The following is a 25698-nucleotide window of genomic DNA, read 5'->3' as shown; positions in this document are numbered from 1 at the left end:
TGGACGGTGCGCATCGCGGCGAGGAGGCGCCGCCGATCGCCGGCGGGGAGCCCGTCCAGCAGGTCGCGGATCTCGGCCACGGACCGCTCGTCGAGCATCGCGAAGATCTCGCGGCCGCGCGGCGTGAGCCGGACGACCTGGCGGCGGGCGTCGCCGGGCGCGCGCTCCCGCGCGACCAGCCCGTCGGACTCGAAGCGGGTGAGCATCCGGCTGAGGTAGCCGGCGTCCAGGCCGAGGACGCGGCGCAGGGCGAGGACCTCGGTGTCGTCCCGCTGCGCCAGCTCGAAGATCACCCGCGCCTCGGTGAGGGAGTACGGGGACCGGACGATCCCCTCGCCGAGCACGCCGATGACGCCGGTGTAGAACCGGTTGAACGCCCGGACCGTGCCGATGTCCGCCTCGCTCACCGCCATGTCCCGCCTCCAAACGTTTGACTGAGTCAAACGTTACGCGACGGGCGGGTGCGATTTCCAGACCCCGGAGGGACCGGTCAGACGCCGGCCTCCGCCTTCGCGCCCCGCAGCGCCCGCGCGTCGCGGACGACCCGGCGCTCGACGAAGAAGGTCATCAACGGGACGACGCCGCCCAGCACGATCAGCACCATCCGGCTGAGCGGCCAGCCGGTGCGGCGCCACAGGTCGTACGCGACCAGCAGATAGACCATGTAGAGGAAGCCGTGGACGGGCGCCACAATGCCCGCCATTTCGGGCATGTCGGTCGGGCCGTACTTCAGGATCATGCCGATCGTCAGCAGCACCAGCAGCGTGCCGACCACCAGCGCCAGGATCCGGTACCTGGTCACCGCGCCTTCCACAGAACACACCTTTCATCGACCGCCCGCCCCGTGGGGCCGCGTGCGGCGGGGTCAGCCGCGTCCGCCGCCCTGGGAGTTGAGCCGCGCGAGGTAGCGGTTGTAGGCCGCGAGCGCCGGGTCCTCTTCCTCCTGCCGCCGGATGATCTCCCGCTTCACCCCGGCCTCGGCGGGCTCCTCGATCACCTTCGGCGCCGGGGCCGTCCCGGACCGCTCGTCGCGGATCATCTTGACCCACATCACGATCACGAAGAGCGCGAAGATCGGCCATTCGAAGGTGTAGGCCCAGCTGCGGTCGTTGCCGCTCTGGGCGCGGTCGTACTGCCACCAGCCGAAACCGAGGAACGCGCCGCACAGCACGAGCGCGAGCGCGTGCAGCCCGATCCAGCCAGGGGTGAGGAACCGTCGCACGCCCCCGAGCCTACCCCCGCCCCCGCACACCCCCTCCTCGACCCACCCACCACGGGTCGTGCGGCCGGAGGGGCCCCAGCGGAACTTTGCTAGACGAACGCTTTCGTTACGGAACCGATGCTTACGCCCTGTGAGGGGGTTCGTCGAGGTCGGGGCGCCGTCGAGGCTGGTCATGCCGTCGGATGCGTCGCTTTGGAAGGTGGGACGGGACTCGCCGCGCCGTTTCCGGCCGTCCCGCCCCACCGACCCGCCCCCGGCTCGGTGACGTGGTCGGGGGCGGGGATCTACTAACCGCTTGCGCGATGACTGTCCTGATCAGTGGGCGGGGCGTCTGCGTCCGCGTCGAGGACCTCGGCGAGCTTCGCTTCAGCGGCCGTCTGGATCACTAGCGCCGTTCCCGGGAGTAGCCCGTGTTCCCGCATGGCTTCCGCATACGCGGCCGACACCAACTCAACCGCTCGTGCGAGATCGGCGGAACGCTGGTCTGTTGCGCTCATGCCGACACCGGCCGGTGCGGCGTAGCGCCAATCAGCCGTTCCCGTAGCTCAATGCCAGACGACGCGCGCACAAAGAACTCCTTGCCCTTGACCGCCATCCACGTCCCCGAGGGAGGATCGGCCACTATCCCGAAGTGCGGGAATTCCGCGCGTAGTCCCGCTAGAACGGTCGCCGTGTCCACCGGACCGGATGACCGCGCGCCGTTCAAGCTTCGGCCCCTCGACGGATCACCTCGGCGAGCTTGCGCGCCGTCTCGATGTTGCATCGCCCCAGTTCGATCAACGGGGTGCGGCTGCCTATGACCGGACCGTTTTCCAGGCCGAGCGACGGAAGTTTGACGCCCGCCGCGTCGAGCGCTCCCTGTAGGTCTTCGAGCGCATTCCGTGACTCGTCGTATGGGCGGGTCGCCTCCTTGGGCTGTCCGGCTGTCTGCGCCGCTCTCGTCCCGCCCGTGTGGGCCGTAGGGTTGTCCATCGGGTTCGAACCTCCCAGGGGTTCGGATCAAGGCCCTGGGCCGGTGGTGAGATCACCGGTTCCGGGGCCGTCTTTGTGCCGGGTGACACTTACGCTCACCAGAGCATCCCGATCGCGGCTACCTTGGGAACCGTTGACACGTTGACACCCCGAACCGTCAACGCGTTGACGTGGGACAACGGCGATGCCGGAGGGCGAAACGGCGCAATGACGACCTTTGGCCAAAAAATGCTTCAACTGATGTCCGAGCAAGACCTCTCCCTGCGCAGACTTGCGCAAATTGCGTACATCGACAAAGGGCTGTTGTCCAAAGTCTCACGTGGCATCCGGCCGCCGTCCGAAGATGTTGCGAAACGTCTAGACGAGGTACTCAAAGCCAACGGCGAACTGAAGGCGTTGCGCTCCACGAGGAAGCGTGACAAGCCGTCCCGAGCGTCAACACCAACAGCCGACGCAATCGCCCCCCTGGAACTTGTGGGATCCTTGGCATTGCCGGATAGGAACGGCCAGCCGGTCAATGCAGATTTTGTAAATGTCATACGAGAGACGAATCAAGGGCTCGTAAAACTCGATTCGATGTGGGGAGGACATGAAGTCTTCCCGCTAGCGCTACGCGTGTTCAAGGCCGCCAATCACAAACTTGGAATCGGAGCCTACGAACCAGGGATTGAGCGAGACCTAATGGCGGCAACCGGTGAGACGGGCGAAATTGCAGCATGGCTTGCATACGACGCCGACCGACAAAGCGAGTCGCGCCAAATCGTGCATGAAGCGCTAATGCTTTCCCGGCAAGCGGGAGACCGTGACATGGAATTGTTTGAACTAACCCATCTCGCGATGCAGTCGCTCCATCTGGAACGCCCGGCAGAAGCGCTAAGAGTCGCAACCGGCGCGCTTGAACAAGACCTACCGCCGCGCGTAGCCGCACTTTTCGAAATTCGTCACGGGCGTGCACTTGCCCAACTGGCAGACGAAACTGGAGCGTTCCGCGCGCTCGATAGAGCGAAGAATGTGCTATCGGAGAGCATTAGCTTGCGGGATCCTCACTGGACGTGGTGGATAAACGAGACTGAACTGGCGAGACATAAAGCCACCGCCTACCATCAAATTGGGCGATCGGAAAAAGCTGTTCCACTCTTTGAGCAAGTAGTCGAGGCTTGTCGAGGGCGTTACCTGTACGGAAAATTGGACCTGGCCCAACTCCTAAACGCTCTGGTGCATGTCGGCGACTGGCGACGCGCAGAGGAGATAATCGGCGAGATTGCCGCATTGGTCGACGTCGTTTCCGCCGGGCGCTCCGCTAGTTTTCTGAGGAAAACATTTGATGAAATCCGCGAATCGCAGGGCGTGCCGTCCACGGTCGCGGATATTGCGTTTGAACTTGGGAAAATACTGTCCGCAGAAAAAGACGGACCCCGCTAGCCACTCCGGGCAGTAGCGGGGTCCGTTGCGTTGCGATAAACGGTTACGCGCTAGTCGGGACGTCGAGCATTCGGAACGCTTCATTTACGACAACGTCGGAACCGGTGCGGAACCACAGCATCGCCCGCGTTGTCCGGTCGGGCGGCGGTTCGCCCCGACGAGATGCGGAATCAGTTCAAGCGTGGTCCCGATACGGTCGACGATGACGAAATTGCGGAAGTCGCCGTAGAGAAGCAGATAGTTGTTTCCGGTGGCCGCCGCGTTAATGGCGCCGTCCATGTTGGACAGTTCGTTAAGCGGCCGGTTCAGTAGACGCCCTTCCCGAATTTCCGGGAACATGAGCGAACCGTTCGCGGTCTGGAACTGGGCGAGTGTGTTAATGATGGCGAGGTTTGCGCACCATTGCGCGTTGGGCTGGAAACGCGGCGGTAGCGCGTTCTGAATGGTGTACATGTCACCGGCGACGAGTGCCTCCGTCCCGGACGAATTGATTTCCGACGCCGTACCGGCGAGCGCGGTTACCACGGTGGACGAGTCGAGTAGCGCCGTACGTTTCTTCGGATTCTTGGTATTCGTTGACTAGGTCGACGGCGGCGTCTAGGGGCGTGTGTCGGCTGTGTTCCTGTTTTAGGTAGAGGTGGACGGCTGTTACGCACGCTTTGGTGAATCGGTCTTGTGGGAAGTTGGTTCGTGGTTGGTTGTGCGGGGTTTGCCGGCGGTCGAGACAGGTTCGGAGGTAGGCGGTCGGGTTGTCCACTGGTCCGCGTGCGTGGCTCATGGTCTGGGCTATCCATTGGCGGGCGTCGTGGTCGGTCCACCCGGTTTGTTCGGTGACGAGTTTGATGAGGTTTCGGCGTTCGTGTGGTTGGCGGGTTTCTGGTTGGTCTGTCTGTGCCGCGCGGCCGTTTGTCGGCCGCGCGTCGGTCTGATCGTCATCACTGGCCTTAGGGCCAGTGATGAGGGACAAGGGGCGGACATCTGGGTGTCCGGTTGGGGGTGCTGATTTGTCCGGTTGGGGTTCGTGTTTGTCCGGTTGGGGTTCGCCTCTACCGGACATCAGCGTGTCCGGTTGGGATTCCCTATCGGTCATCTGGGTGTCCGGTTGGGAGGCTGGTCCTCTACCGGACACCTGGGTGTCCGATAGGGAATCGCTTTCGGACGCCACTAGGCCCGGTGTGGGTAGGGCAAGTTCGTACTCGGAGGCGAGTGGGGTTTTCCCGGACCGGTGACCACGACGGGTGCGAGTGATCCAGCCGGTGTCACGCGCCCATCCGAGATGACGGCTAACGGTCTTTTCGCTGACGCCCATTGATTGGGCGAGCTGGGCGAGTCCGACGAATCCGCGCCCGTCAAGTCCAAGAAAGGTGCCCACGGTGAGAAGGGTGAGCATGCGGGGGCCGGTCACGGTCGGGTCATCGCGTATGGCGCGTTCCCACGTGAACCGGTAGGGCGGCGTCCCGTAGTCGGGTGCCGGTGGTCCGGTTGCCGCTGTGGGCGTCTCTGTGCGCGCCGTAGCGCTGTCTTGGGCGTGCGGGTGCGCGCGGGTAGCCGTGTCGGGTGTGAGGGCGTCTCCGTTGCTCTGGGGCGCGTTCGCAGTAGCATGGGGGTTGTCATCGCCGCCGCCTTTGATGACGCCGGGGGCCGCCTTCACAGGGGCGGTCCCCGCTCTGTTGTCTGTCATCCAGTGTCGCCCCCCGCGATGAAGGGGCGGAGAAGGTCCCGGATTCGGTCGCGGGCTTCCGAAGTGAGCGGCGGGGCGGTCCGAACGATTTCTTTGATGTCGCGGAGGTATTGCGCCTCGCGATACTCCGCGCGGGCTTGCTCGATCGCTTCTAGGTTCTCCGGGTGCCAGCGGTAGAGGGACGCTAGGCGGGCTTGCGGGTCTTTCGGCTTTGCCACTGCTGCCTCCAATGGATGGCGTTCCCATTGGCGCGGCCTCATTCCGGTCTCATTCTTAGCGCGGTCTGTTTATTTTGGTGGCGGCCCCGCCGAGTCGATTGGACTCGTTGTCCATCCTCATACCGATCCGGTTCGGGATGCAAGCGCGTAAACCCCGCATATTGCGAAACGCCCCCCGGACCGGTCCGGGGGGCGTTCAGCGTGACGTGCGGTCGCGCGCCTATGCGGGGTCCGTGTCGCGAACCCACTTCATGCGCTCGGCGGCGGGAACGCGCCGGTTCCTGACCGGCGACCGTGTAAGACGCACTTCCCCGAGGTACGCGGGCGAAAGAAGAATCTTCGCGACCTTCCGGCGCGTTTCGATCGGTGCGGCATTCCATCGGGCTTTAATGTCGCCACCCGGAGTCATGAGGTCGCGCAGCGCGGACGGGGTTGTGAGTTCCTGTTCTCGTATCTCTTTCTTGCGAATGCTCTGGTTCAGGTTCTCGATAAGGCGGCCCATCATTTTCGCCTCACTCACCGATTCGGGTTCTTCGCGTTCCGCCTTGTCGCGTTCCGCGCGCAGTGCCGCTAGGTCTTCACTGATCTGTCGGACTTCCTCCGACCCCTCCTCGGTTATCGCGATCCCCTCCCACATTTCCGGGCGGGAAAGGTAGTCCCAAATCGCGGCGCGAAGGATTTCGTCGACCCCGTTTTTATCTCCGAAGCGAATGCACCCGTTCACGTGGCAACGGTATTGCTCGATATTGAGCGAAACTCCCCAGCCACAGACGTCGCACTTGATGATTTCGGTAAACTCGTTGACAGCGCGGCCCGCGCGGTCTTTGGCAGAGTTCTGGTGTTTCGGACCGGCGAGGATCTTTTGCACTTTCCAGAACACGGCACGGTCAACGATCTTGGGCCAAATACCCTCGATCAGAGTTCCCTTGTAGACACGCAGACCGGTATAGGCCGGTTTAATGGCAAGGCCGCGCAGATGCTGAGGCGAGAACCGGTTGCCGCGCTTGTTGCGAATGCCGCGCTTTTCCCAGTCGGCGGCAATCGTCTTGAACGCGTGCCCTTTTGTGATGCGGGTGAACAGTTCCTCAATTAGCGGTGCACGTTCCGGATCCTTTTTCCAGTTGAGCAGGCGCCCGGTTCGTTCGTCGTGAACGGCGAGATATCCCCAATTCGGGGCGCCCTGCGGGCGACCCTCCGCAGCGTTCGCCGCGACGGCACGCCGGATCCGGTCGCTCGTCTTGCCGGACTCGTACTCGCTATCCACGGCGTCCTCTAGCAGGGTGCGGCGGTCGCGCGGGTTGGCAGGGTCGTACGTGCGCCCGTGCGTCTTGACGCGGACGAGCACGCCGCGCTGTTCCAGAAGGTCTAGCAGGGTGACCCACTCGCCCACCCGGCGTGATCCTCGCGACGACTCCCACAGGTACAGGATGTCAGCGCCGAACCGGTCTGTCCGCAGATCGTTTAGGAGGTCATCGAACCCGTCCCGCTTCTTTGTGCTGTAGCGGGACGCCGAGACGGCGTCATGTTCGGTGTACGGGGTGCCGAGAACGATGCCGTTGGCGGCGGCGTCCTGCGCAATCTCACCGTTCTGCTGTCCGGGTGACCGCATGCGCCCGTCTCGGTCGCGCGACACCCGGAGGTAGGCGCGTCCGGTGAGCGCGGCGGGGGCGTTCGGGGCGGCGGCGTGTAGGTAGTCGGGGGTCGTGACCTGGGGTTGTAGGGCTGCTGGGGTGAAGATCGTTGCTGGCATACATCCAAAGTACGTCTAAGAAAGTTCCGCGTCAGCGCCGGAGGTCGCACGACCCGCCGCGCGGCGGGCCGTGACGGGGGTTGCGCCAGGGGGTCGCCCCCCTGGGCCAACACAGCCCGTGACGGGGGTTCCAGGGGGTCGCCCCCTGGGCTGAAACTGTCGGTCGAGGGCTCTACGTTCGCGGCATGGCGAGTAGCACCGTGGCGGCAGGGGCCGCGCAGGCGTACACGTACACGCGGCCGTCCGGGCTGGGCGGCGGGCTTCTGGGCCTGTCGACGTCCGGCGGGACGACCAGCGGCGGGCCGCGGCCGCATCCGCATTTCTTCAGCGGCGTCCTCACGCAGGCGGCGCCGGCCGCGGCGGCGCTGCTGGCGCTGGCCGACGTCGCGCAGACCCGGTACTTCCAGCCGCGTCCCACCTCGTTCCGCGATCCCGTCGTCACCTGCAACGGCGACCGGCTGCGGATGGAGTCGTTCTCCGTCTGCGGCGGCGTGTACGCGCGGCTGGACGTGCTGGAGCCCGCGATGGACGGCGACGTGCACGAGCGCGGCACGACGAACGTCGACGTGAACGGACCGCTGCGCGAGGCCCTGGCGCGGGTGGGCGGCTCCGATCCCCTGCATCTGGCGGTCGGCGCGGAGGAACTGGCCGTGACCACGATGGACGGCGCCGTCGTGGAGAAGAAGGTGCCACTGCCGGACCGGTGGCTGCGCGGATTCGCCGAAGTCCAGGTCATCACCGCCGGGTTCGATCCGCGTGCCGAGCTGGCGGGGCCGGACGCCGTCCGGTTCCTGCGGTCATTGCCCAAGCGCGCGCGGGAAGCCCTCTGGGTGGTGCCCGCGGGACGGACGCTGCGGGTCTCGTCCCGTCCGGTGTCCGGTGCGGTGTGCCTGGCGGGGCCCGACCGGCTGCGGACGCTGCTGCCGTTGCTCCGCTTCACGCGGGCCCTGCGCGTGTACGGGCCGTCGGTCGCCAACAGTGGCGGGCCCGTGTCGAGCGTGTGGGAGCTGGAGTTGCCGGGGATGCGGTACGTCCTGACGCTGTCCCCCCAACACTCGCGTGGTTTCTCCGGTGAGGGCGCCGTGCTCGAAGCCCTCGCGACCGACGAGGCGGCAGGAGACGCCGATCTGGTCGGTGCGCTGCTGTCGTTCGAGCCCCGTGTCGACCCGGACCTGCTGTCCGAGCGGTCCGGGCTCACCCTGGAGCGGACGAAGGCCGCGTTGACCCAGCTGGGGACGTCCGGCCGCGTCGGGTTCGACACCGCCGAGGCCGCGTTCTTCCACCGCGAACTGCCCTACGACCCCGCCCGGGTGGCGGCGCTCAACCCGCGGCTGCGTTCCGCGCACACGCTCGTCGAAGAGGGCGCCGTCCGGTTCACGGGCGACGACACGGCGATCGTGCGGACGGACGGCGGCGAACGCCAGGTCCGCTTCGACGGTGACCGCGCCACCTGCACGTGCCCATGGTGGTTCGACCATCGGGGTGAGCGCGGGCCGTGCAAGCACGTCCTCGCCGCCCGCATGGTCCGCCGCGACGCCGGCGCCGACGCGAGCGTGGAGGCCGTTCGATGAGCGCATGGGACGACATCCGGAAGGCCATCGACGCAGGCGACCTGCGACGGACGGAGCACCTGGTCACCGACCTGGACGACGACGCCAGGCGTGCGTTCGCCAAGGAACTCCCCGGCATGCTGAAGGCGATGCGCACCGCGGCGGGCGGATTCCTGGACGGAAGCGCGAGGGAGCCGCTCCTTCTGGCGGGCGCGGCCACGATCGGCGGCGCCGCGGCCGCGGCGGCGTGGCTGTGCCGTTCCGAGCTCCAGCCGTGGTGGAGCGCAGACAGTTACGCCGGTCTCACCACGGCGTTGTGCGCGGTCACGGCGGACCGTCCGGACGATTGGCGCGCGGAGGTCGCCCATCGCGTCGCCGCCCGCATCCGTGTTTCCGACGACGACTGGGCCCGCTGGCACATCGCGGCGGCGTTCATCAAGTCCGCCGGTGTCGCTCCCCCGGTGTCCGATGGTTTCGTCGTCGGCTGGGTGGCCGATGGTGGCAAACCAGACGAACTCGCCGAAGACCCGTGCTTGGACACGCTCGTCCCCAGGCTCTTCGAGGCGGACGGTGTAGGCGCCGCACTAGCCCTGGACGAGGCACACGCCCAATGGGGTCCGACTCCCAAAACCACCTGGGCCGCTTCGATCGTCGCCTTGGCCCGTACCGGGCGACTCGAACGCGAAACCCTCCTGGACGGCTGCGTCAGTCGTTTCCTGCGCGGCGGCACGCCCCACACCCTCCGCTGGTTCGTCCGGCTGCACGACGCGCTTGAGCCCGATGACGAAGAGGCGGCCGCCGGGGAGGCGGCCGCCCGCGTGCGCGACTACGTCCGCCTGCTGCCGACCGCGCCGCCGACCGTCGCCGACCTGGCGCTGCGGCAGGTCCGCCGAGCCGACGACCTGGAACGACTCGACGCGACGCTGTTCGAGGAGGCCGTGGGCGCGGTGCTGTTCCGGCCGGAGCGGAAGCTCGTCCGGGCCGCGCTGACCTGGGTCGACCGGACGGCCCGCAGCCGCGACCGGGTGGACGCGACGCTGCGCGCCCTGCCGGCCGTCTTCGCGTCCGAGTTCCTCGACCTGCGGGAACGCGCGGTCAAGATCGCGGCGAAGCATGCCGCCCTGGCGCGCGACGCCGTCCGCGCGGAGGTCCGGGCCGCCGCCGCCGATCTCCCGGCCGGCCTCCGCGCGACGATCGCCGCCGCGTTCGGCGACGTCGAGGCCGCCGCCGCGCCCGGACCGCTCGCGGCCCCGCCGCCCTTCACGCCCCGCGAGTCGCCCGCGCCGATCGGGACCGTCGCCGAACTGGCCGAGGAGTTCATCGTCCTCGCGGGCTCCGAGGAGAGGTGGCCGACGACCGAACGCTTCCTGGCCGCCCTCGTCGAGTTCGCCTACCGCGACCGCGACGCGACCAGGGACGCGCTCCAGCGAGCCTGCTCCGACCACGCGCCGTGGCTCCTGGAGGTGCTGGTGCACGCGTACCAGCGCGACTTCGTCCGGGGAAACGGGATCCTGTTCGCGGCGCGGAGACTGCTGCTTCCCGCGAACACCCGGCACCAGGCGGAAGGGTTGCGCGCCGCGTTCCGCAAGGGGCGTTCCCGGATCTTCGGGACCGGGTTCCTGCCGCGGCTGGAACGGTTCCTCGCCTGGCGGCGGCACGAGATCGTGTCCGCGATCGGGGAGGCGCCCGTGCTGCTCGCGACGCCGACCGAGGGCAGCGGGCACATCGACCCGGCGGTGCTGGTCGCGCGACTCGAACGGCTGGAGCGCGCCGGCGCCGCGCCCGGCCGGGCCGAACTGGCGCAGGCGATGCTTCGCGTCCCCCGCGAGATCGACGCGGCGGCGGTGGCGCGCGCGAAGGGCCTGGCGTCGAAGGCGGGCCGGACGGTCGCGTCCTGGCTCGCCGGCGGCGGTCTCGCCGACCCCGCCGTCGAGTGCGCGTTCCTCGACGAGCCCGTCACGTCCGTCGGCGGGCGGGACCTTCCGTCCCCGGCCCACGTCCTGTCCACGGTGGACATGCCCGGCGACTCCGACATCGCCCGCCTCTGCGCCCTCTCCAGGTCCGGCTGGACGGACTTCGGCGGATCGATCTACGACCCGTTCGTCGCGTTCTGGCCGTCCGTCCTGCCGTCCCACCGCGAGGTCACCGCCGCGCACCTGCTCCCCCACGTGGCGGGCACCGAGGACGTCGACTGGGGTCAGGGCGCCATCATGCTCGACCTGGCCGAGGCCGACGGCCCCGCCGGCGCCGCCACCGGGACGCTCCTCGCCTGCACGCTGGCGAACAAGGACCAGCACGAGCGCGCGACCGCCGTCGAGGCGTTCCTCGCCTTCGCCGGGCGCGGGCACCTCCCGGCGGCCGAGACCGGCACGGCCCTCGGACGGCTCGCCGCCGTCGGCCAGATCACCCTGCCGCGCGCCGTGAAGGCCCTCACGACGGCCGCCGACGCGGGCGCCCACGCCGGCGTGTGGACGACGCTCGCCGCCGCCCTCCCGCACGCCCTCCCCGCACCGGGTGAGCGCGCACCGGCCGGCACGCCCGACCTGCTCGCCCTCGCCACCCGCCTCGCCGAGACCACGGGCGCCAAGGGCGCGATCCCCGCCGTCGCGGACGTGGCGGCCCGCGGCGGGTCCAGCCGCCTGGTGAGGGAGTCCGCCCGCCTCCACCGGACCATCGCAACGTGACGGACCCGCCCGGTGTTGAGAGAGGTGTCACGGAAAGACAGCGTCGGCGGTGGAATGACGGACCCGCGTGCGACGCTGGACGCGCCGGAAGGAGCACTGAACGATGACCGAGACCCTCGCGTTCGGCACGGTCGACACCGTGCTCGGACGCCTCCTCGTCGCCGAGACCGAGACGGGGGTCGTGTCGCTGCACTTCCGCGACACGCCCGCCGCCCGGGCCCGCACCGCCAAGGCGACCGGCCTGCCCGTCGTGGACGCGCCCGGCCGCCCGGCCCCGGCCCTGTCGGCCCTCCGCGACTACTTCGCCGGCGACCTGAAGAGCTTCGAGGTCCCGATCGACTGGCGGCTGACGTCCGACGTGCAGCGGCAGGTCCTCGCGACGCTGTACGAGACCGTCCCCTACGGGCGGGTCGTCACGTACGGCGAGCTCGGCGACCGCAGCGGCACGGGCGCCCACGCGCAGGTCATCGGGCAGGTGATGGGGAGCAACCCGATCCCGCTGATCGTGCCGTGCCACCGCGTCGTCGCGTCCAACGGCCTCGGCGGCTACAGCGGCGGCTCCGGCGTCGAGGTCAAGCGCTGGCTCCTCACCATGGAGGGCGCGCTGCCCGCCACCCTCGACTGGGACATCACCCGCGCGCCGTGAACTTACCTACCGGTAGTCGGCAACCGTAGAATGGCCGGGTGCCGAAGATCAGTGAGCCGACCGTCGCGGCGCACCGGGCGCGGCAGCTGCGGACGCTGCTGGACGCCGCGCGGGCGCTCGTCGCCGAGGAGGGCATCGAGGCGCTGTCGCTCGCGGCGCTGGCCAGGCGCGTGGGGCTGTCGCGGCCGAGCCTGTACGAGTACTTCCGGTCGAAGGACGACCTGGTCGCCGCGATCGTCGAGGAGGAGCTCCCGCGGTGGGCGTCGCTCGTCGCGGACGCCCTCGCCGGGCCGGACGATCTCGGCGGCAAGGTCGAGGCCTACATCAGGTCCCAGCTGGAGGTCATGACGGACGGACGGCACGCCGCCGCCGTCGCCCTCGTCGAGCACGCGCTCGCCGAACCGGCCCTCGAACGCATCCGGGACGGACACGCGCAGCTGCTGCGGCCGCTCGTCACGGCGCTGGAGGAGAGCGGCGTCCCCGAGCCCGCGCTCCGCGCCGAGCTGATCCAGGGCCTGGTCGACGCCGCGGCCCGCCTCGCGCAGCGCGACCCGTCCAGCGCGGACGCCGTCGTCACCGCGACCCTGACCCAGGCCGTCCACGGCCTCACCTGACACAAACCGTCCCACCCCCGCCTGACGCAGACCGCCCAGCCCTCGCCTGACGTAGACCGTGCAGGCCCCGCCTGACGCAGACCGTGCAGGCCCCGCCTGACGCAGACCGTGCAGGCCCCGCCTGACGCAGACCGTGCAGGCCCCGCCTGACGCAGACCGTGCAGGCCCCGCCTGACGTAGACCGTGCAGGCCCCGCCTGACGCAGGTCGGCCGGGGCCCCGCCTGATGCAGGTCGTCCGAGCCCGCCTGGGTCCGCCGTCCGGTCCCCGCCTGATGCAGGTCGTCCCGGCCCTCGCCTGACGCAGGTTGGTCGGGTCTCGGATGGGGGCGGCGTCAGGCGGGGGCTGGGGCGTAGGCGACGGACGTCAGGTCTTCGGAGATCCGCCAGAGGCGCTCGCTCTGGCCGGGACGGTCCGCGTGCGGCGGCGTGACGGCCTTGGCCGGCGCGCCGCGGTACTGGAGCAGGCGGGGGGCATAGCAGGCGCAGCCCTGGACGTCCGGGGCCGTCGCGGCGTAGAGGGACGGCAGCGCCCCCGCGGCCGCGGACTGCCCGATCAGCGCGTTGCCGACGCCTGCGGCCTTCTCCATGACCGTGCTGCCCTGCATCCTCGGGCCGGTCTGCTGGAGGTTGGTGGCCGCGTAGCCGGGATGGGCCGCGACGCTGGTCAGCTCGGGGACGCGGCGGTCGAGTTCCCTGGCGAAGATCAGGTTGGCGAGCTTCGACTGGCCGTAGGCGGCCCACTTGCGGTAGCGGCGCTCGCCCTGCAGGTCGTCGAAGCGCAGCCGCCCCGCCCAGGCGAACCCGGACGTCAGCGTGACCACGCGCGCCGACGGGGCGTCGCGCAGCGCGGGCAGGAGCAGGCCGGTGAGCGCGAAGTGGCCGAGGTGGTTGGTGCCGAACTGCATCTCGAACCCGTCGGCGGTGGTGCGGCGCGGGAGGGCCATGACGCCGGCGTTGTTGACCAGGATGTCGAGGGGCGCGCCTCCGTGCCGGGCGGCGAACGTCCGGACGGACGACAGGTCGGCCAGGTCGAGCCGCCCGACGGCGACGTCGGCGTCCGGGGCGGCGGCCCTGATCCGGTCCGCGGCGGCCTGGGCGCGTTCGGCGTCGCGGCAGGCCAGGACGACGGACGCGCCGTGCTGCGCGAGCCGCAGCGCGGTGTGGTAGCCGATGCCGCTGTTGGCCCCGGTGACGATCGCCCGCCGGCCGTCCAGGTCGGGGATGTCGCGGGCCGTCCATCCGCCCATGGGCACCTCCCACGTCATGTCGCGATTTCACAAGTTAGACGCGGCGCCCAATAAGGGCAAGGGCGGTCCGGTGTGGCCCGATTCACAACCGGCGGCCACACGGCCACGCATCACAACCGGCGGCTCAGTTGACGGGGCTCAGTCGGCGGATACGGTCGGCGGGCGCGGACACCGGTCACGGCTTGCGGACGCGCCTCCGGGTGGGAGAGGCGCGTCCAGGGGCGGGACTCAGGCCGGGAGGTTCTTCTCGATGGCGGCGACGACCTCGGCGGACTCGGGCTCCGCCTGGGGCGCGAAGCGCGCGGCGACCGTGCCGTCCGGGCCGATGAGGAATTTCTCGAAGTTCCAGCGGATGTCGCCGGTGTGGCCCTCGGCGTCGGGCGCGCCGACCAGGCCCTGGTACAGCGGGTGCCGCCCGTCGCCGTTGACCTCGATCTTCTCGGTCATCGGGAACGTGACCCCGTAGGTCGCCGAACAGAACTCCGCGATCTCGTCGGCGGTGCCGGGCTCCTGGCCCATGAACTGGTTGCAGGGCACCCCGAGGACGGTGAAGCCGCGTCCCGCGTACCGCTCCTGCAGTCGCTCCAGGCCGGAGTACTGCGGGGTGAGCCCGCACTTGGAGGCGACGTTGACTACGAGCACGGTCTTGCCCTGGTACTGGCCGAGGTCAGCGGAGCCGCCGCGCAGACCATCGATCTCTACGTCGAAGACAGACATGAGGCCGATCCTAGGAGATCGATTCAGAACGACCGGCCGTGCCCTAGTCGATCGTGCCGCCGGCGCCGCCGGGCCGGAGGGCCCGCGCCGCGCGCCGGCGCGACCCTACGTGCCCAAGGCGTTCACGAATGCGGCGAGCTGGTTGCCCGCCTCGCCCAGCTGGCTGAACGCGTTGTTGACCACTCCTGCCGCGTCCGTGGGGGAGCTCAGCAAGTAGAAGATGACGAAGGCGATCGCCACATAACGGAGGTTCTTCTTCATCCGTAACGCCGTCCCTGGTTGTAGCGCAACGACACAACTGACCCGATCACATTGTGCCCAGGCGCGTCTGCCCGCAAAGCGCGATTTTACTTGACGCGGGAGCAACGGCTTGCTGCCCGCGCGAAGAAGCCCCGCACCGCCTAGGGCACGGGGCCTCTTGGGCCGTCCCGGGGAGGCGCGGGGGCGTCCCCCGGGGGGAGGCGGGAGCCGGTCCTTCAGCTCGGGATCGCGCTCATGAACTGCGACAACGACTCGGCGCAGGTGCCGAGTCCGCTCAGGGCGTTGTTGACGAGATTCGCCGCCCCCTCGGGCCTGCTGATGACGTACCACGCCCCGAAGGCGATGCCGGCGATCTTCATATGCTTCTTGTTCACTTCAACCACCCTCTGCGGTCAATTGCCTACGGAGGGTGATTCCCCGGAGCGGAGGAACGGAGATCAAGAAGGGTCAAAGAGACGGTCAGGTCCCCTTGGCGTGCGCGGCGAGGTACTCGATGTAGAGGGGACGGAGCGCGTCCGCCAGCTCGCCCTCGCCCGCGTGCGTGAACTCCTCCAGCAGCGACAGCCCGTGGAACAGGTCGAACTCGGCGCGGTCGACCTCCCCGATCGCCGCCGCGGCGGCGGGGATCGCGCGCAGCAGGTCCCACAGGAAACCGACGTCGCGACGCTCCTTCGCGAGGCTCATCGCGCGGTCGTACAACTCCTTGGACGGCAGCTCGTCCAGCTCGGCACCGCCGTCCGGCGTCACATCCGACATGACCCGACTCTAACCAGGCGGGCGCGGCCCAATCGCAGGTCCGCCGTCGTGATGGTGCCTCCGGGTCACTCCGCGAGGGTGTTCGCGGTCACTTCGTGATGACGTCCTTCGGGATCCGCTCGTCCTGCTGGAGGGCCTCGAAGAGCCTGGACGCCTTGGCCCTGTCCCAGGTGATGTAGGCGCCGGCGCTCGCCGAGCTGCCGCCGCCGCCGATCGGGACCGTGGTGGTCACGCCGTCCTTGCCGGAGACGCCCTTCATCGCCCACATCATGCGGACGAGGTGGTGCAGGTGGTCGCCGTCGTCCACGAGGAAGTTGCTGGTGGCGTTCGTCGCCAGCGGGATGCTCCGGAACGGGTTGAGCATCGTCCCCCAGCTCGTCGACTTCTTCATCAGCGCGCCGAAGAACTCCCGCTGCTTCTCGACCCGTTCGAGGTCGGCGCGGGCGTAGGCGCGGGTGCGGACGTAGCCGAGCGCCTGGCCGCCGTCCAGCGTCTGGCAGCCGGCCTGGAGGTCGAGGCCCGCCTTGGGGTCCTTGACGTCGTCCTTGACGCAGATGTCGACGCCGCCGACGGCGTCCACCACGCCCACGAAGCCGTTGAACCCGATCTCCGCGTAGTGGTCGATGTGGATGCCGGTGGCCTTCTCCACGGTCCGCACGAGCAGCTTGGGACCGCCGAAGGCGAACGCCGCGTTCAGCTTGTTTGACCCGCGTCCCGGGATGGGGACGTAGGAGTCGCGCGGGAGGCTGATCAGCGACGTCCCGCCGGACCCGTAGTGCAGCAGCATCATCGAGTCGGTGCGCCGGCCGCCGGTGAAGCCGGTCTTGAGCCGCCTCTGGTCGGCCTTGGACAGGCCATCGCGGCTGTCGGAGCCGACGATCAGCCAGTTGGTCCCGGGCGTGTCGCCGACGCGGCCGGGATAGTCCTCCAGGACGGCCTCCCGCTTCAGCCGCGAGTCGAGGTAGAAGTACCCGCCGACGACGAGGAGGATCAGGACGACCGCGAGGGCGCCGAGGACGCGCGGCCAGCGGCGCCGCCGCCGGCGCGGCCTGATCGGAGGCCCGTCGTACGGGCCGCCCTGGTCGTACCTGCGCCCGGCGAGCTGGTCGCCGGCGGCCGGGTCGTCGTAGGGGTCGCCGTACGCCTCCCGCCCGTAGGCGGCGTGGTGGTGCTCCGCGCGTGCGGAGTGGTCCCTGCTGCGCGCCACGCCGTCGCCCTCCTTGCGTGTCCAGCCTTCCGGCCAGCCGTCGCTCATGCCGTAAACCCTAGACACCCTAGGGGTTCGGGCGCGTCCATCCGCCGCATGATTGTGGACTGCTCCAAATAACCACGCTTAGTGACAAACGCGGCAGACACCGTCCCCCGCAGGAAGCACACTGCCTCTGGCGGGCAGTACGTGCGAAGGGCGGCGCATGGGCACACGACGGCGTTCGGCAAGACGATTCCCCCTGAGACGGGCGGGCCTCTCCCCGGGACGGACGGGCCGGCGGCGCAAGGCCCCTCCCCCGAAGCCCGATCTCCCGGAGCTGAGCGCCCACCGGTGGCACGAGAAGGACGCGGAGCTCGCCGAGACGGGGATGGGCACCGTCGCGCGGCGGCTCCCCGGGGTGATCGCGCAGGCGACGGGCCTGGCCTGGCGGGCCAGCCGGATCGACACGCTCGCGACGATCTCCCTCAACCTCGTCGCGGGGATCTTCACCGCGTTCTGGCTGCTCGCGACGACCGGCGTGCTCACCGCGCTGTTCAGCGGCGGCCCGACGCCGGGGCGGGTGCGCGACGCGCTGCCGTCGCTGGCGCTGGTGGCGGGCGCGGTGGGACTGCGGGCCGGGCTCCAGGCGTGCGCGGGCTGGGCGCAGTCGCGGCTGCGCCCGCAGGTCCAGCGGCTCGCCGAGCTGCGGCTGTACGAGGCCACGACCGCCGTCCATCTGGCCGCGCTCGACGACTCCGACTTCCTGGACGAGTTGCAGCGCGCCCAGACCCGGGGGCTGAACTCGGCGCCGCGGGTCGTCCAGCAGGCGGTGGACGTGCTCACCGGCGCCGTCGGCATGGTCGCGGCGGCCGGGACGCTCGGCGTCCTGCACCCGCTGCTCCTGCCGCTGCTGCTCCTCACGGCCGTCCCGGAGGGCTGGGCGTCGCTGCGCAGCGCGCGGATGCAGTACCTGACGATGCTCGCGCTGGTCGAGGTCGCGCGGCGGAAGTGGATCCTGTCGGACCTGATGGTCGAGCGGGAGCACGCCGCCGAGGTCCGCTCGTTCACCATGCGGCCGTTCCTGCTCGACCAGTACGACCGGTCGGCGGCCTACCAGCGGACCGTCGAGCTGGACCTGGCGCGCCGGCAGACCATCGCGAAGGTCACCGGGGACATGCTGAAGGGCGTCGCGACGGCGGCCGTCTACATCGCGCTGGGCGTCATGCTGTGGAAGGGCGCGGTGCCGCTGGCGGTGGCGGGCACGGCGGTCCTCGCGATCAGGTCGGGGCAGTCGTCGCTGGTCAACCTGGTGTTCGCGGTCAACCAGTGCTACGAGGAGGGCCTGTACTTCGGCGACTACCTGGCGTTCTGCGCCAAGGCGGAGGGACGGATCCCGCGCCGCGCGCTCCCGTCCGCCCCGGCGTCCGCGGGGACGTCCGAGCCGCTTGCGGGGACGTCCGAGCCGCTTGCGGGGACGTCCGAGCGGCTTGCGGAGACGGCGCGCGAGAGGATTCCCGACGACTTCGCGCGCATCGCCGTCGACGACGTCACGTTCACCTATCCGGGCTCGGACGCGCCGTCCCTGCACGGCGTCTCGCTGCATCTGGACAAGGGCGAGGTGGTCGCGCTCGTCGGCGAGAACGGCTCCGGCAAGACGACCCTCGCCAAGATCATGGCCGGCCTGTACGACCCCGACTCGGGCGAGGTCCGGTGGGACGACGTGCCGCTGACGAAGGTCGCGCCGCAGGACGTGTGGGAACGCATCGCCGTCATCGCGCAGCAGTACACGCACTGGCCGATGACCGCCCGGCAGAACATCACGATGGGACGCGGCCGCGATCAGGACGGCCGCGAGCGCGTCCCCAGCGAAGGCGACGGCGGGGGCGACGGCGAGAGCGACGGCGGGGGCGAGGACCCGGAGGTGCTCGTCGCCGCGCGGGCCTCCGGGGCGGACGAGGTCGTCGAGGGGCTCGCCCACGGCTACGACACGCTGCTGGACCGCCGGTTCAAGGGCGGCGCGGAGCTGTCGGGCGGGCAGTGGCAGCGGCTCGCCGTCGCCCGCGGCTTCTTCCGGGACGCGCCGCTGCTGATCTGCGACGAGCCCACCGCGGCTCTGGACGCGCGCGCCGAGCACAACCTGTTCGAGCGGATCCGCACGCACGCCGACGGCCGGACCGTGCTGCTGATCACGCATCGGCTCGCCAGCGTCCGCTACGCCGACCGGATCTACGTCCTGGAGCGCGGCCGGGTCATCGAGGAGGGCGACCACGCGGCGCTGATGGCCGGCGGCGGCCTGTACGCCGACCTGTACTCGCTGCAGGCCGCCGCCTACGCCAACGGAGCCCCGCACCCGCGGCCGGCCACGGACGCAGAGGGCGCCGGGGACGCGCAGGCGGCCGGTTAGGGGGCGGCTAGATGTAGGGGCCGAAGCCGGCGCGGCCGAAGCCGATGCCGGGCTCGGGCGGCGGGGCGTCGGGCAGGTCCTCGGGGCGGAGCAGGCCGATCTCGTCCGGCCCGATCCCGGCGGGCGCGCGGTCGTCGGCGGCGGTGATGCGCTGCGCCTGCCGGGAGATCGCCGCCTCCAGCAGGTTGCGGACGAGCCGGGCGTTGCCGAATGAGGCGTCCCGTGGATGGGCGGCGACGACGTGGCGCAGGCCGTCCAGGACGCCGGGCGCGAGCGCGAACCCGGCCTCCGCCGCCATGAACTCGAAGATCGTGACGAGCTCGTCGGCGGAGTAGTCGGGGAAGCGCAGCACCTTCGGGAACCGGGACTTCAGGCCCGGGTTGGCGTCCAGGAACCGCTCCATCTCGGCGTCGTAGCCGGCGACGATGACGACCAGGTCGCCGCGGTGCTCCTCCATCAGCCGCAGCAGCTCGGCGATGGCCTCGTGGCCGAAGTCGCGGCGGTCGCCGCTCGCGGACGTCAGCGCGTACGCCTCGTCCACGAACAGCACGCCGCCGAGCGCGCGCTCGACCGCGCCGCGCACCCGCGGCGCGGTCTGCCCGATGAACTCGGCGACGAGGTCGGCGCGGGTGACCTCCACCAGGTGCCCGGACGACAGCAGCCCGAGCCGCGCGTACACGGCGGCGATCAACCGCGCGATCGTCGTCTTGGCGGTGCCGGGGTTGCCCATGAACACCATGTGCCGCGACGGCGTGGCCGGGGCGAGCTTGGCGTCGCGCCGCAGCTGCTCGGCGCGGACCTCGGCGACCAGCCCGGCCACCTCCCGCTTGATGTCGGCCAGCCCGATCAGCCGCTCGATCTCGGCGAGCGGCTCGCCCGGGACGTCGTCGCGGCCGCGGCTGAGCGTGTCCGGGACGTCTTCCAGGAGGATCTCGTCCAGCGACTCGGTCTCGTCGACGATGCCGTCGGCCAGCACGCGGCGGCCCTGCATCGCCACCGCCCGGTCCAGCAGGTTGATCATGGCGCGGGCGTTGCCGAACCCGCGCTCGCGGGGCGCGGACTCCACCAGCTCGCCGACCTTGTCCAGCACGCCGGGCGCCAGCTCGAAGCCCGCGTCGGCGGCCTTGGCCGCGAACACCTCGACCAGCTCGCCGACGGCCAGGTCGGGGAACAGGACGGTGCGCGGGAAGTACGCGGCCAGGTCGGGATGCGACTTCAGCAGCCCGTTCAGCTCCGCCTCCGGCCCGGTCAGCACGACGACGAGGTCCTCGCTGTGCGCCTGGACACCGGTGAGCAGCACGTCCAGCACCTCGCGGCCGCGGGCGGCGTCCGTCGCGGCCGACACCAGCGCGTGCGCGTCGCGGACGACCAGCACCCCGCCGTGCGCCTGCTCCACCGCCCGCCGCACCCGCAGCACGCTCTCGCTCGCGTACTCCCCCAGCAGGTCGGCCCGCTCCACCTCGACCAGATGCCCGGACGACAGCACCCCGAGGTCGGCGTAGATCCGGCCGAGGATGCCCGCGACCTTGCTCTTGCCCGTGCCGGGGTTCCCGGTGAACACCAGGTGCCTGGGCCGCGTCCGCGCCGTCATCCCCGCCTCGCGGCGCAGGCGCGCGGCCTTGGCCTCGGCGACCAGCGCGTCCACCTCCCGCTTGGCGGGCTCGATCCCGGCGCAGGCGGCCAGCTCGGCGAGCGGGTCGGCGTCGGCGGAGCGGCCGGGGATGAGGCGCTGCGGCAGGTCGGCCGCCGTGATCTCCGGCGGGCCCGCGGGCGGCGCGTCGTCGTCCGGGGCGTTCTCGTCCGGCTTCGTTTCGTCCGCCGCCTTCTCGTCCTCGTCCGCGGCGCGCCGGACGGCGGCGGCGACGGCCTGCCCGGCCATGTGCTCCACCAGCCGCGCGCCGCGCAGGTTCAGCAGCGGCGGGGTGCGGCGCAGCATGCCGCCCGCCGTCGCGGCCACGTCCGGGGCCACGCGCGATCCGCGGCGGGCGACGGCCAGGGTGAACAGGTCGGCGAAGTCCTCCTCGCCGAAGTCGCGGGTGCGGGCCACGTCGAACGCCCGGACGAGCGCCGGGTTGGCGTCGAACAGCCGCCGGTCGCCGCCGGGACGGCACAGCGCGACGACGTTGAGGGACGGCGACCGCGCCATCAGCCGCCGCAACTCCTCCACCGCCGCGGCGCCGCACCGCTCGTGCGCGGCGAGCTTCTCCAGATCGTCCAGGACGAGGAGCATCCGCGCGTCCAGGCAGTCGCGGACGCGGGTCTGCAACCACAGCACCGCGTCGCTCACCCCCAGCGACGCGAACACCTGGTCGGAGATCCACAGCGCCTCGCGGACCGCGCCCGCCTCGGCGAGCCGCCGCTCGACGGCCTCGGCGGCGGTGCCCTTCCCGGTGCCCTCGGGGCCGGCGATCAGCAGCCGGACCGGACGCTCGCCCGCGAGCCGCGCCGCGACCGCGTCCTGGAGCGCGCGGGACAGCTCCGGCTGCCCGACGAGCGCGTCCGCGACGTCCTCGCCGCGGCCGGACCGGTCGGGGCGCGGCCGCCCGCCCTCGCCGCGGCCGGACCGGTCGGGGCGCGGCCGCCCGCCCTCGCCCTCCTTCCGCTCGCCGGCGGCGCCGAGCGCCTCGCCGAGCGGGTTGAAGACCCGCCGCATCGTGAACAGCCGCCGCAGGTCGGCCTGGAACAGCCGGACGGGCACCCGGCAGCGCGGGCTGACCGGCGCGTCCGGCAGGCCCTGGACCGCGCCGGTGATGCGGACGGCCATGTCCAGCCAGGCGCGCGACGCCTCGGCCTCCCCCGCGACCAGGCCGCGGGCCAGCCACGAGCGCACGTCGTGCTGCCACCCCTCCGAGGAGAACCCGTCGCGCGCGGCGCGCAGCCGCTCCTCCACGTTCTCGTAGCGGGCCGTGCCGAGCACCACCGCCAGCTCGGCGGGCACGACCTGCGCCTCGGCCGCCAGCAGCAGCTTCGCCAGCGCGTCGTCGGGCTCGTCGCCGTCGGAGATCGTCCCGGTGAGGTGCGCGTGCGCGGCGTCGAGCCCGGCGCACGCCCATCCGAGGTACGCGACCGGCCCGGCCAGCTCGGGCAGGACGGCCAGTTCCTCGTCGGTCAGCTGCTCGGCCCACACGTCGTCCAGCCGGGCGTTGGGGACGATCATGTCCGCCTCGCGCAGCTCGGGGTCGGCGGCCCGCCGGTCGAACAGATCCGCCAGCGCCCGCCTGCGGCGCTCCACCGGCTCCAGGCCCTCGAAGACCTCCAGGCCCGCCCGCGCCAGCTCGAACATCACCGTGCGCCGCTCGCGGTCGTTCCCGGCGGGCTCGGGCAGCCACAGGCCCGGCGGACGCCACCGTCCACCCTGGGTGAACCACGCCGTCGGTTCGCGCACCGCCGACTCCGGCGTCGCCAGGAACGCCGACAGCAGCTCGTAGTCGACGTCTCCGCGCGACCCGCCGCGGACCGCCGACGCGCCGAGCAGGAACGTCAGCAGCGACCACTGCTCGGCCCCGGCGGCGCTGGTGTCCTTCCCGTAGAAGTCGCTGAGCTGCCGCGTCAGCACCACGGCCCGCGGATCCCGGTTGTACTCCAGCGCGCGTTCGCGCATCTCCTCGTACAGGCCGTCGGGCACCCGCCAGGGCCCGTACGCGTAAACGTCGAGGACGGGCTCCTCGGTGAGCAGCACTTCGAGATGGTCCGGCAACCGGGGGGAACTCACCTGGGGTCCTTCTCCTACACAGCGGGTGGGGGGTCGGACAGCACCCTACGGCCAGGCACCACCGCGCACACCCCTGTCGCGCGGCGGGTTGGCAGGCGGGCCCGTCCTCGGCAATAGTTGTCGGACGGAAAGCATCCACCGCACGGACGGGCGGATGCGCGTCGACAGGAGGGGAACCCCCCGTGCCGCCTTTGGAAGTGACCATACGGCCACACGGCGGGCGCGCCGTCGTGCGGCTCCGCGGCGAGCTCGACATCGCCTCCGCGGAGGACCTGCGCAGGCACCTGAACGACGCCCGCCGCGAGCACGGCGAGCACATCGTGCTCGACCTCGCCGACCTGGAGTTCATGGACTCCGGCGGCCTCTCGGTCATCGTCGCCTGCTTCAAGGCCACGTCGGCCGCGGGCGGGAGCCTCGTCCTCGCGGCGCCGCGGTCCATCGTCCGGCGGGCGCTGGAGATCACCGGCCTGCACCGCCGCATCCCCGTCGTGGACACGCTGGACGACGCCCTCGGCGAACCCGACCCCGCCTGAGGCGCCCAGCCGCCCAGCCCCTGAGGGCCTAGAGCGGGAGCGGGGTGGGGCGCTTCGGGCCGCGGCCGTCGCCGGACGAGCGGCCGGTCGCGCGGCGGCCGATCCAGGGCAGCAGGTAGGTGCGGGCCCAGCGGACGTCCTCGCGGCGCATCGTGAGCCAGTCGGCGCGGTCAAGCGGCGGCCAGGGCTCGCGCCAGTCGTCCTTGACGGGGACGCCGATGACGTCGGCGACGAACAGCGCCATCCGGCGGTGGCCCTCGGGCGACAGGTGCAGGCGGTCCTCGTACCAGGCGCGCGGGTCGTGGAACACGCGCAGGGGCCACAGGTCGACGACGGTGCAGCCGCGCCGGTCGGCGATGGCGCGCAGGTGCATGTTGTAGGTGGCGGCCTTGCCCCGGATGCGTCCGCCAGTGCGCAGCCCGCGGGTGTCGAACCCGGTGAAGACGACGACGCGGGCGCCGGTCGCGCGGAGCCGCCGGACGGCGTCGTCGAACACGACCGCGAGCGCGTCCGGGTCGGCCCCCGGACGGATCATGTCGTTCCCGCCGCCGCAGAACGTGACGAGGTCGGGCGCGAGCTCCACGGCGCGCGGGACCTGGTCGTCGACGATCTGCCGGACGAGCTTGCCGCGGACGGCGAGGTTGGCGTAGCGCAGGCCCGGGCTCCCGTCGGCGAGGTGCTCGGCGAGCCGGTCCGCCCAGCCGCGGAAGCGGTCCACCTCCCCGGGGTAGGGGTCGTTCAGGCCCTCGGTGAAGCTGTCGCCGATGGCCACGTACGTCTGGATCCGCTCCATTTCGCTCATCGCAACCCCCATCACCGGTTCATGGACGATCACGTAAAAATGATGCATCGTGCACATCGTCTACGCGACCGTAGGCAGCCCGGATTTGGGGAACGCGACGTCCGCGGACGCGGGCGCGGGCGCGCCGGGTCCGGGACCATGCCGGGCCCGGGCCGGGGGGACGCGTCAGGTCCAGCTGGGGGACGTGGTGCCCGGCTGCACGCCTGGCCCGGCGGCCTGCGGCGGGACGGACGGCGCCGCCGCCCCCGCGGGCGCCGTCGAGTGCACCGTCATCGCGTGCTGGACCAGCGTGATCAGCACCTGCTTGGTGGACTCGCGGCTCCGCGCGTCGCACTGCGCGATCGGCACGTGCGCGCTGATCGACAGGGCCTCGCGGATGTCCTCCACGGCGTACTGGAACTCGCCGTGGAACCCGTTGACGCCCACGACGAACGGCAGGCCGAGCTCCTCGAAGTAGTCCACGGCGGCGAAGCAGTCCTCAAGCCGGCGGGTGTCGACCAGCACGACGGCGCCGATCGCGCCGCGGACGAGGTCGTCCCACATGAACCAGAACCGGTGCTGCCCCGGTGTGCCGAAGAGGTAGAGGATCAGCTCGCTGTCGAGCGACACGCGGCCGAAGTCCATCGCGACCGTGGTGGTCGTCTTGTCGGGCACGGCCGACAGGTCGTCCACGTCGGCGCTGGCCGCGGTCATCACCGCCTCGGTGGTGAGCGGCATGATCTCCGAGACCGAGCCGACGAAGGTGGTCTTGCCGACGCCGAAGCCGCCGCCGACGACGATCTTGACCGAGGTCAGCTCGGCCTCTCCGCCGTGCGACCCCGGGGCCGGAACCTGGTCAGAGCTTCCGAAGGCCACTGAGCACCCTTTCTAGCAAGCGGAGGTCCGGCTGTCCGCCGGTGGTGGTGGCGGGCTGCGACTGGTGGAGCCGCAACAGTCCTTCGACGGCCATGTCGGCGACGAGCACCCGCGCGACCCCGAGCGGCAGGCGCAGCAGGGCCGAGACCTCGGCCACCGAGCGCGCGGACCGGCACAGGTCCATGATCGCCCGGTACTCCGGGGTCAGCGCGGCGACGTCCCTGGGCGGGTACGGCGCCGCGGTGACCAGCGCCTCGATGGCCAGGTCGTACCGCGGCTTCGTCCGTCCCCCGGTCACGGCGTAAGGACGCACCAGCGAGCTGGAGTCGCCCTCCTCTCCCTCGGGGGGCCGTCCCTGCGCCGGCGTCCGCCCCTCGGCGCGGACGGGCTCACCCGGCCAGCGCCCCGGCATTCCGGGGCCGCCTCCGTAGGGACTGCCTCGATCCATGTCGCCGACCTCCG

General features: G+C 70.9%; 22 protein-coding genes and 1 pseudogene. 7 read left to right on the top strand and 16 right to left on the bottom strand.

Annotation, left to right across the window (positions count from 1 at the left end):
• Positions 1–200 precede the first annotated feature (200 nt).
• From ACH34T_RS36395 to ACH34T_RS36380, 4 genes and pseudogenes are all read right to left on the bottom strand, one after another.
• Positions 201–413, bottom strand: a pseudogene (locus ACH34T_RS36395) (MarR family transcriptional regulator); the annotation flags it as partial.
• A 77-nt stretch (positions 414–490) separates the two neighbouring features.
• A complete protein-coding gene (locus ACH34T_RS36390) occupies positions 491–814 on the bottom strand; it encodes a DUF3817 domain-containing protein (RefSeq protein WP_396025524.1) in 324 nt (107 codons plus the stop codon).
• Between the two features lie 51 nt (positions 815–865).
• Positions 866–1222: a hypothetical protein gene (locus ACH34T_RS36385; protein WP_396025523.1), complete on the bottom strand. Its 357-nt coding sequence runs from the start codon at positions 1220–1222 to the stop codon at positions 866–868.
• 702 nt (positions 1223–1924) lie between these two features.
• Entirely contained in the window at positions 1925–2194 is a 270-nt protein-coding gene (locus tag ACH34T_RS36380) for a hypothetical protein (RefSeq protein ID WP_396025522.1), read from the bottom strand.
• Between the two features lie 165 nt (positions 2195–2359).
• On the opposite strand from ACH34T_RS36380, the gene ACH34T_RS36375 reads away from it, so the two are divergent.
• Positions 2360–3616: a hypothetical protein gene (locus ACH34T_RS36375; RefSeq protein WP_396025521.1), complete on the top strand. Its 1257-nt coding sequence runs from the start codon at positions 2360–2362 to the stop codon at positions 3614–3616.
• 84 nt (positions 3617–3700) lie between these two features.
• On the opposite strand, the gene ACH34T_RS36370 is transcribed toward ACH34T_RS36375, so the two are convergent.
• A complete protein-coding gene (locus tag ACH34T_RS36370; protein WP_396025520.1) occupies positions 3701–4141 on the bottom strand; it encodes a phage major capsid protein in 441 nt (146 codons plus the stop codon).
• Between the two features lie 1594 nt (positions 4142–5735).
• Positions 5736–7265, bottom strand: coding sequence for a recombinase family protein (locus tag ACH34T_RS36365; RefSeq protein WP_396025519.1), 1530 nt, complete (start codon positions 7263–7265; stop codon positions 5736–5738).
• Positions 7266–7450: 185 nt separating this feature from the next.
• Here ACH34T_RS36365 and ACH34T_RS36360 point away from each other — a divergent pair, with 185 nt between their 5' ends.
• The 4 genes from ACH34T_RS36360 to ACH34T_RS36345 all read left to right on the top strand — a co-directional run bounded on the left by ACH34T_RS36360 (position 7451) and on the right by ACH34T_RS36345 (position 12759).
• Positions 7451–8836: an SWIM zinc finger family protein gene (locus ACH34T_RS36360; protein ID WP_396025518.1), complete on the top strand. Its 1386-nt coding sequence runs from the start codon at positions 7451–7453 to the stop codon at positions 8834–8836.
• Positions 8833–11499 (top strand): DUF6493 family protein, encoded by a 2667-nt coding sequence (locus tag ACH34T_RS36355; RefSeq protein WP_396025517.1) that lies wholly within the window; start codon positions 8833–8835, stop codon positions 11497–11499. The genes ACH34T_RS36360 and ACH34T_RS36355 overlap by 4 nt, the downstream gene beginning before the upstream one ends.
• 103 nt (positions 11500–11602) lie before the next feature.
• Entirely contained in the window at positions 11603–12145 is a 543-nt protein-coding gene (locus ACH34T_RS36350) for a methylated-DNA--[protein]-cysteine S-methyltransferase (RefSeq protein WP_396025516.1), read from the top strand.
• A 38-nt stretch (positions 12146–12183) separates the two neighbouring features.
• On the top strand, positions 12184–12759 hold the full coding sequence (locus ACH34T_RS36345; protein WP_396025515.1) for a TetR/AcrR family transcriptional regulator: 576 nt from the start codon (positions 12184–12186) through the stop codon (positions 12757–12759).
• A gap of 333 nt (positions 12760–13092) precedes the next feature.
• On the opposite strand, the gene ACH34T_RS36340 is transcribed toward ACH34T_RS36345, so the two are convergent.
• The 6 genes from ACH34T_RS36340 to ACH34T_RS36315 form a co-directional block, all read right to left on the bottom strand.
• Complete coding sequence (locus ACH34T_RS36340) at positions 13093–14025, bottom strand: oxidoreductase (protein WP_396025514.1); 933 nt, start codon at positions 14023–14025, stop codon at positions 13093–13095.
• A 210-nt stretch (positions 14026–14235) separates the two neighbouring features.
• Positions 14236–14724: a glutathione peroxidase gene (locus ACH34T_RS36335; RefSeq protein WP_396025513.1), complete on the bottom strand. Its 489-nt coding sequence runs from the start codon at positions 14722–14724 to the stop codon at positions 14236–14238.
• A gap of 105 nt (positions 14725–14829) precedes the next feature.
• Positions 14830–14985, bottom strand: coding sequence for a hypothetical protein (locus tag ACH34T_RS36330; RefSeq protein ID WP_392898424.1), 156 nt, complete (start codon positions 14983–14985; stop codon positions 14830–14832).
• A 215-nt stretch (positions 14986–15200) separates the two neighbouring features.
• On the bottom strand, positions 15201–15359 hold the full coding sequence (locus tag ACH34T_RS36325) for a hypothetical protein (RefSeq protein ID WP_396025512.1): 159 nt from the start codon (positions 15357–15359) through the stop codon (positions 15201–15203).
• A gap of 85 nt (positions 15360–15444) precedes the next feature.
• A complete protein-coding gene (locus ACH34T_RS36320) occupies positions 15445–15741 on the bottom strand; it encodes a hypothetical protein (RefSeq protein WP_396025511.1) in 297 nt (98 codons plus the stop codon).
• A gap of 88 nt (positions 15742–15829) precedes the next feature.
• Positions 15830–16996, bottom strand: coding sequence for an LCP family protein (locus ACH34T_RS36315; protein WP_396025510.1), 1167 nt, complete (start codon positions 16994–16996; stop codon positions 15830–15832).
• A 157-nt stretch (positions 16997–17153) separates the two neighbouring features.
• Here ACH34T_RS36315 and ACH34T_RS36310 point away from each other — a divergent pair, with 157 nt between their 5' ends.
• Positions 17154–19334, top strand: coding sequence for an ABC transporter ATP-binding protein (locus ACH34T_RS36310; protein ID WP_396025509.1), 2181 nt, complete (start codon positions 17154–17156; stop codon positions 19332–19334).
• Between the two features lie 7 nt (positions 19335–19341).
• Here ACH34T_RS36310 and ACH34T_RS36305 read toward each other — a convergent pair whose 3' ends face one another.
• The gene (locus tag ACH34T_RS36305) at positions 19342–23046 is read right to left on the bottom strand and encodes an AAA family ATPase (protein ID WP_396025508.1); all 3705 of its coding nucleotides are present in this window, start codon (positions 23044–23046) and stop codon (positions 19342–19344) included.
• Positions 23047–23243: 197 nt separating this feature from the next.
• Here ACH34T_RS36305 and ACH34T_RS36300 point away from each other — a divergent pair, with 197 nt between their 5' ends.
• A complete protein-coding gene (locus tag ACH34T_RS36300; RefSeq protein ID WP_396025507.1) occupies positions 23244–23579 on the top strand; it encodes an STAS domain-containing protein in 336 nt (111 codons plus the stop codon).
• A gap of 28 nt (positions 23580–23607) precedes the next feature.
• On the opposite strand, the gene ACH34T_RS36295 is transcribed toward ACH34T_RS36300, so the two are convergent.
• The 3 genes from ACH34T_RS36295 to ACH34T_RS36285 form a co-directional block, all read right to left on the bottom strand.
• A complete protein-coding gene (locus tag ACH34T_RS36295; protein WP_396025506.1) occupies positions 23608–24381 on the bottom strand; it encodes an SGNH/GDSL hydrolase family protein in 774 nt (257 codons plus the stop codon).
• A gap of 165 nt (positions 24382–24546) precedes the next feature.
• On the bottom strand, positions 24547–25176 hold the full coding sequence (locus ACH34T_RS36290) for a GTP-binding protein (RefSeq protein ID WP_396025555.1): 630 nt from the start codon (positions 25174–25176) through the stop codon (positions 24547–24549).
• Positions 25177–25216: 40 nt separating this feature from the next.
• Positions 25217–25684 carry a DUF742 domain-containing protein gene (locus ACH34T_RS36285; RefSeq protein ID WP_396025505.1) on the bottom strand — a complete coding sequence of 156 codons (468 nt, stop codon included), beginning with the start codon at positions 25682–25684 and terminating at the stop codon, positions 25217–25219.
• Positions 25685–25698: the final 14 nt, after the last annotated feature.

The sequence above is a fragment of the Actinomadura sp. 9N215 genome, from assembly GCF_044326345.1.
Classification (GTDB): Bacteria; Actinomycetota; Actinomycetes; order Streptosporangiales; family Streptosporangiaceae; genus Spirillospora.
The sequence above is the reverse complement of the archived record's forward strand: the minus strand, read 5'-3'. Positions and strand labels throughout refer to the sequence as shown.

What these genes read in the sequence shown, in the direction of transcription:
- ACH34T_RS36380 (WP_396025522.1), bottom strand. Translation starts at nt 2,194, where the DNA reads ATGGACAACCCTACGGCCCACACGGGCGGGACGAGAGCGGCGCAGACA.
- ACH34T_RS36365 (WP_396025519.1), bottom strand. Translation starts at nt 7,265, where the DNA reads ATGCCAGCAACGATCTTCACCCCAGCAGCCCTACAACCCCAGGTCACG.
- ACH34T_RS36360 (WP_396025518.1), top strand. Translation starts at nt 7,451, where the DNA reads ATGGCGAGTAGCACCGTGGCGGCAGGGGCCGCGCAGGCGTACACGTAC.
- ACH34T_RS36355 (WP_396025517.1), top strand. Translation starts at nt 8,833, where the DNA reads ATGAGCGCATGGGACGACATCCGGAAGGCCATCGACGCAGGCGACCTG.
- ACH34T_RS36350 (WP_396025516.1), top strand. Translation starts at nt 11,603, where the DNA reads ATGACCGAGACCCTCGCGTTCGGCACGGTCGACACCGTGCTCGGACGC.
- ACH34T_RS36340 (WP_396025514.1), bottom strand. Translation starts at nt 14,025, where the DNA reads ATGACGTGGGAGGTGCCCATGGGCGGATGGACGGCCCGCGACATCCCC.
- ACH34T_RS36335 (WP_396025513.1), bottom strand. Translation starts at nt 14,724, where the DNA reads ATGTCTGTCTTCGACGTAGAGATCGATGGTCTGCGCGGCGGCTCCGCT.
- ACH34T_RS36330 (WP_392898424.1), bottom strand. Translation starts at nt 14,985, where the DNA reads ATGAAGAAGAACCTCCGTTATGTGGCGATCGCCTTCGTCATCTTCTAC.
- ACH34T_RS36320 (WP_396025511.1), bottom strand. Translation starts at nt 15,741, where the DNA reads ATGTCGGATGTGACGCCGGACGGCGGTGCCGAGCTGGACGAGCTGCCG.
- ACH34T_RS36315 (WP_396025510.1), bottom strand. Translation starts at nt 16,996, where the DNA reads ATGAGCGACGGCTGGCCGGAAGGCTGGACACGCAAGGAGGGCGACGGC.
- ACH34T_RS36310 (WP_396025509.1), top strand. Translation starts at nt 17,154, where the DNA reads ATGGGCACACGACGGCGTTCGGCAAGACGATTCCCCCTGAGACGGGCG.
- ACH34T_RS36295 (WP_396025506.1), bottom strand. Translation starts at nt 24,381, where the DNA reads ATGAGCGAAATGGAGCGGATCCAGACGTACGTGGCCATCGGCGACAGC.
- ACH34T_RS36285 (WP_396025505.1), bottom strand. Translation starts at nt 25,684, where the DNA reads ATGGATCGAGGCAGTCCCTACGGAGGCGGCCCCGGAATGCCGGGGCGC.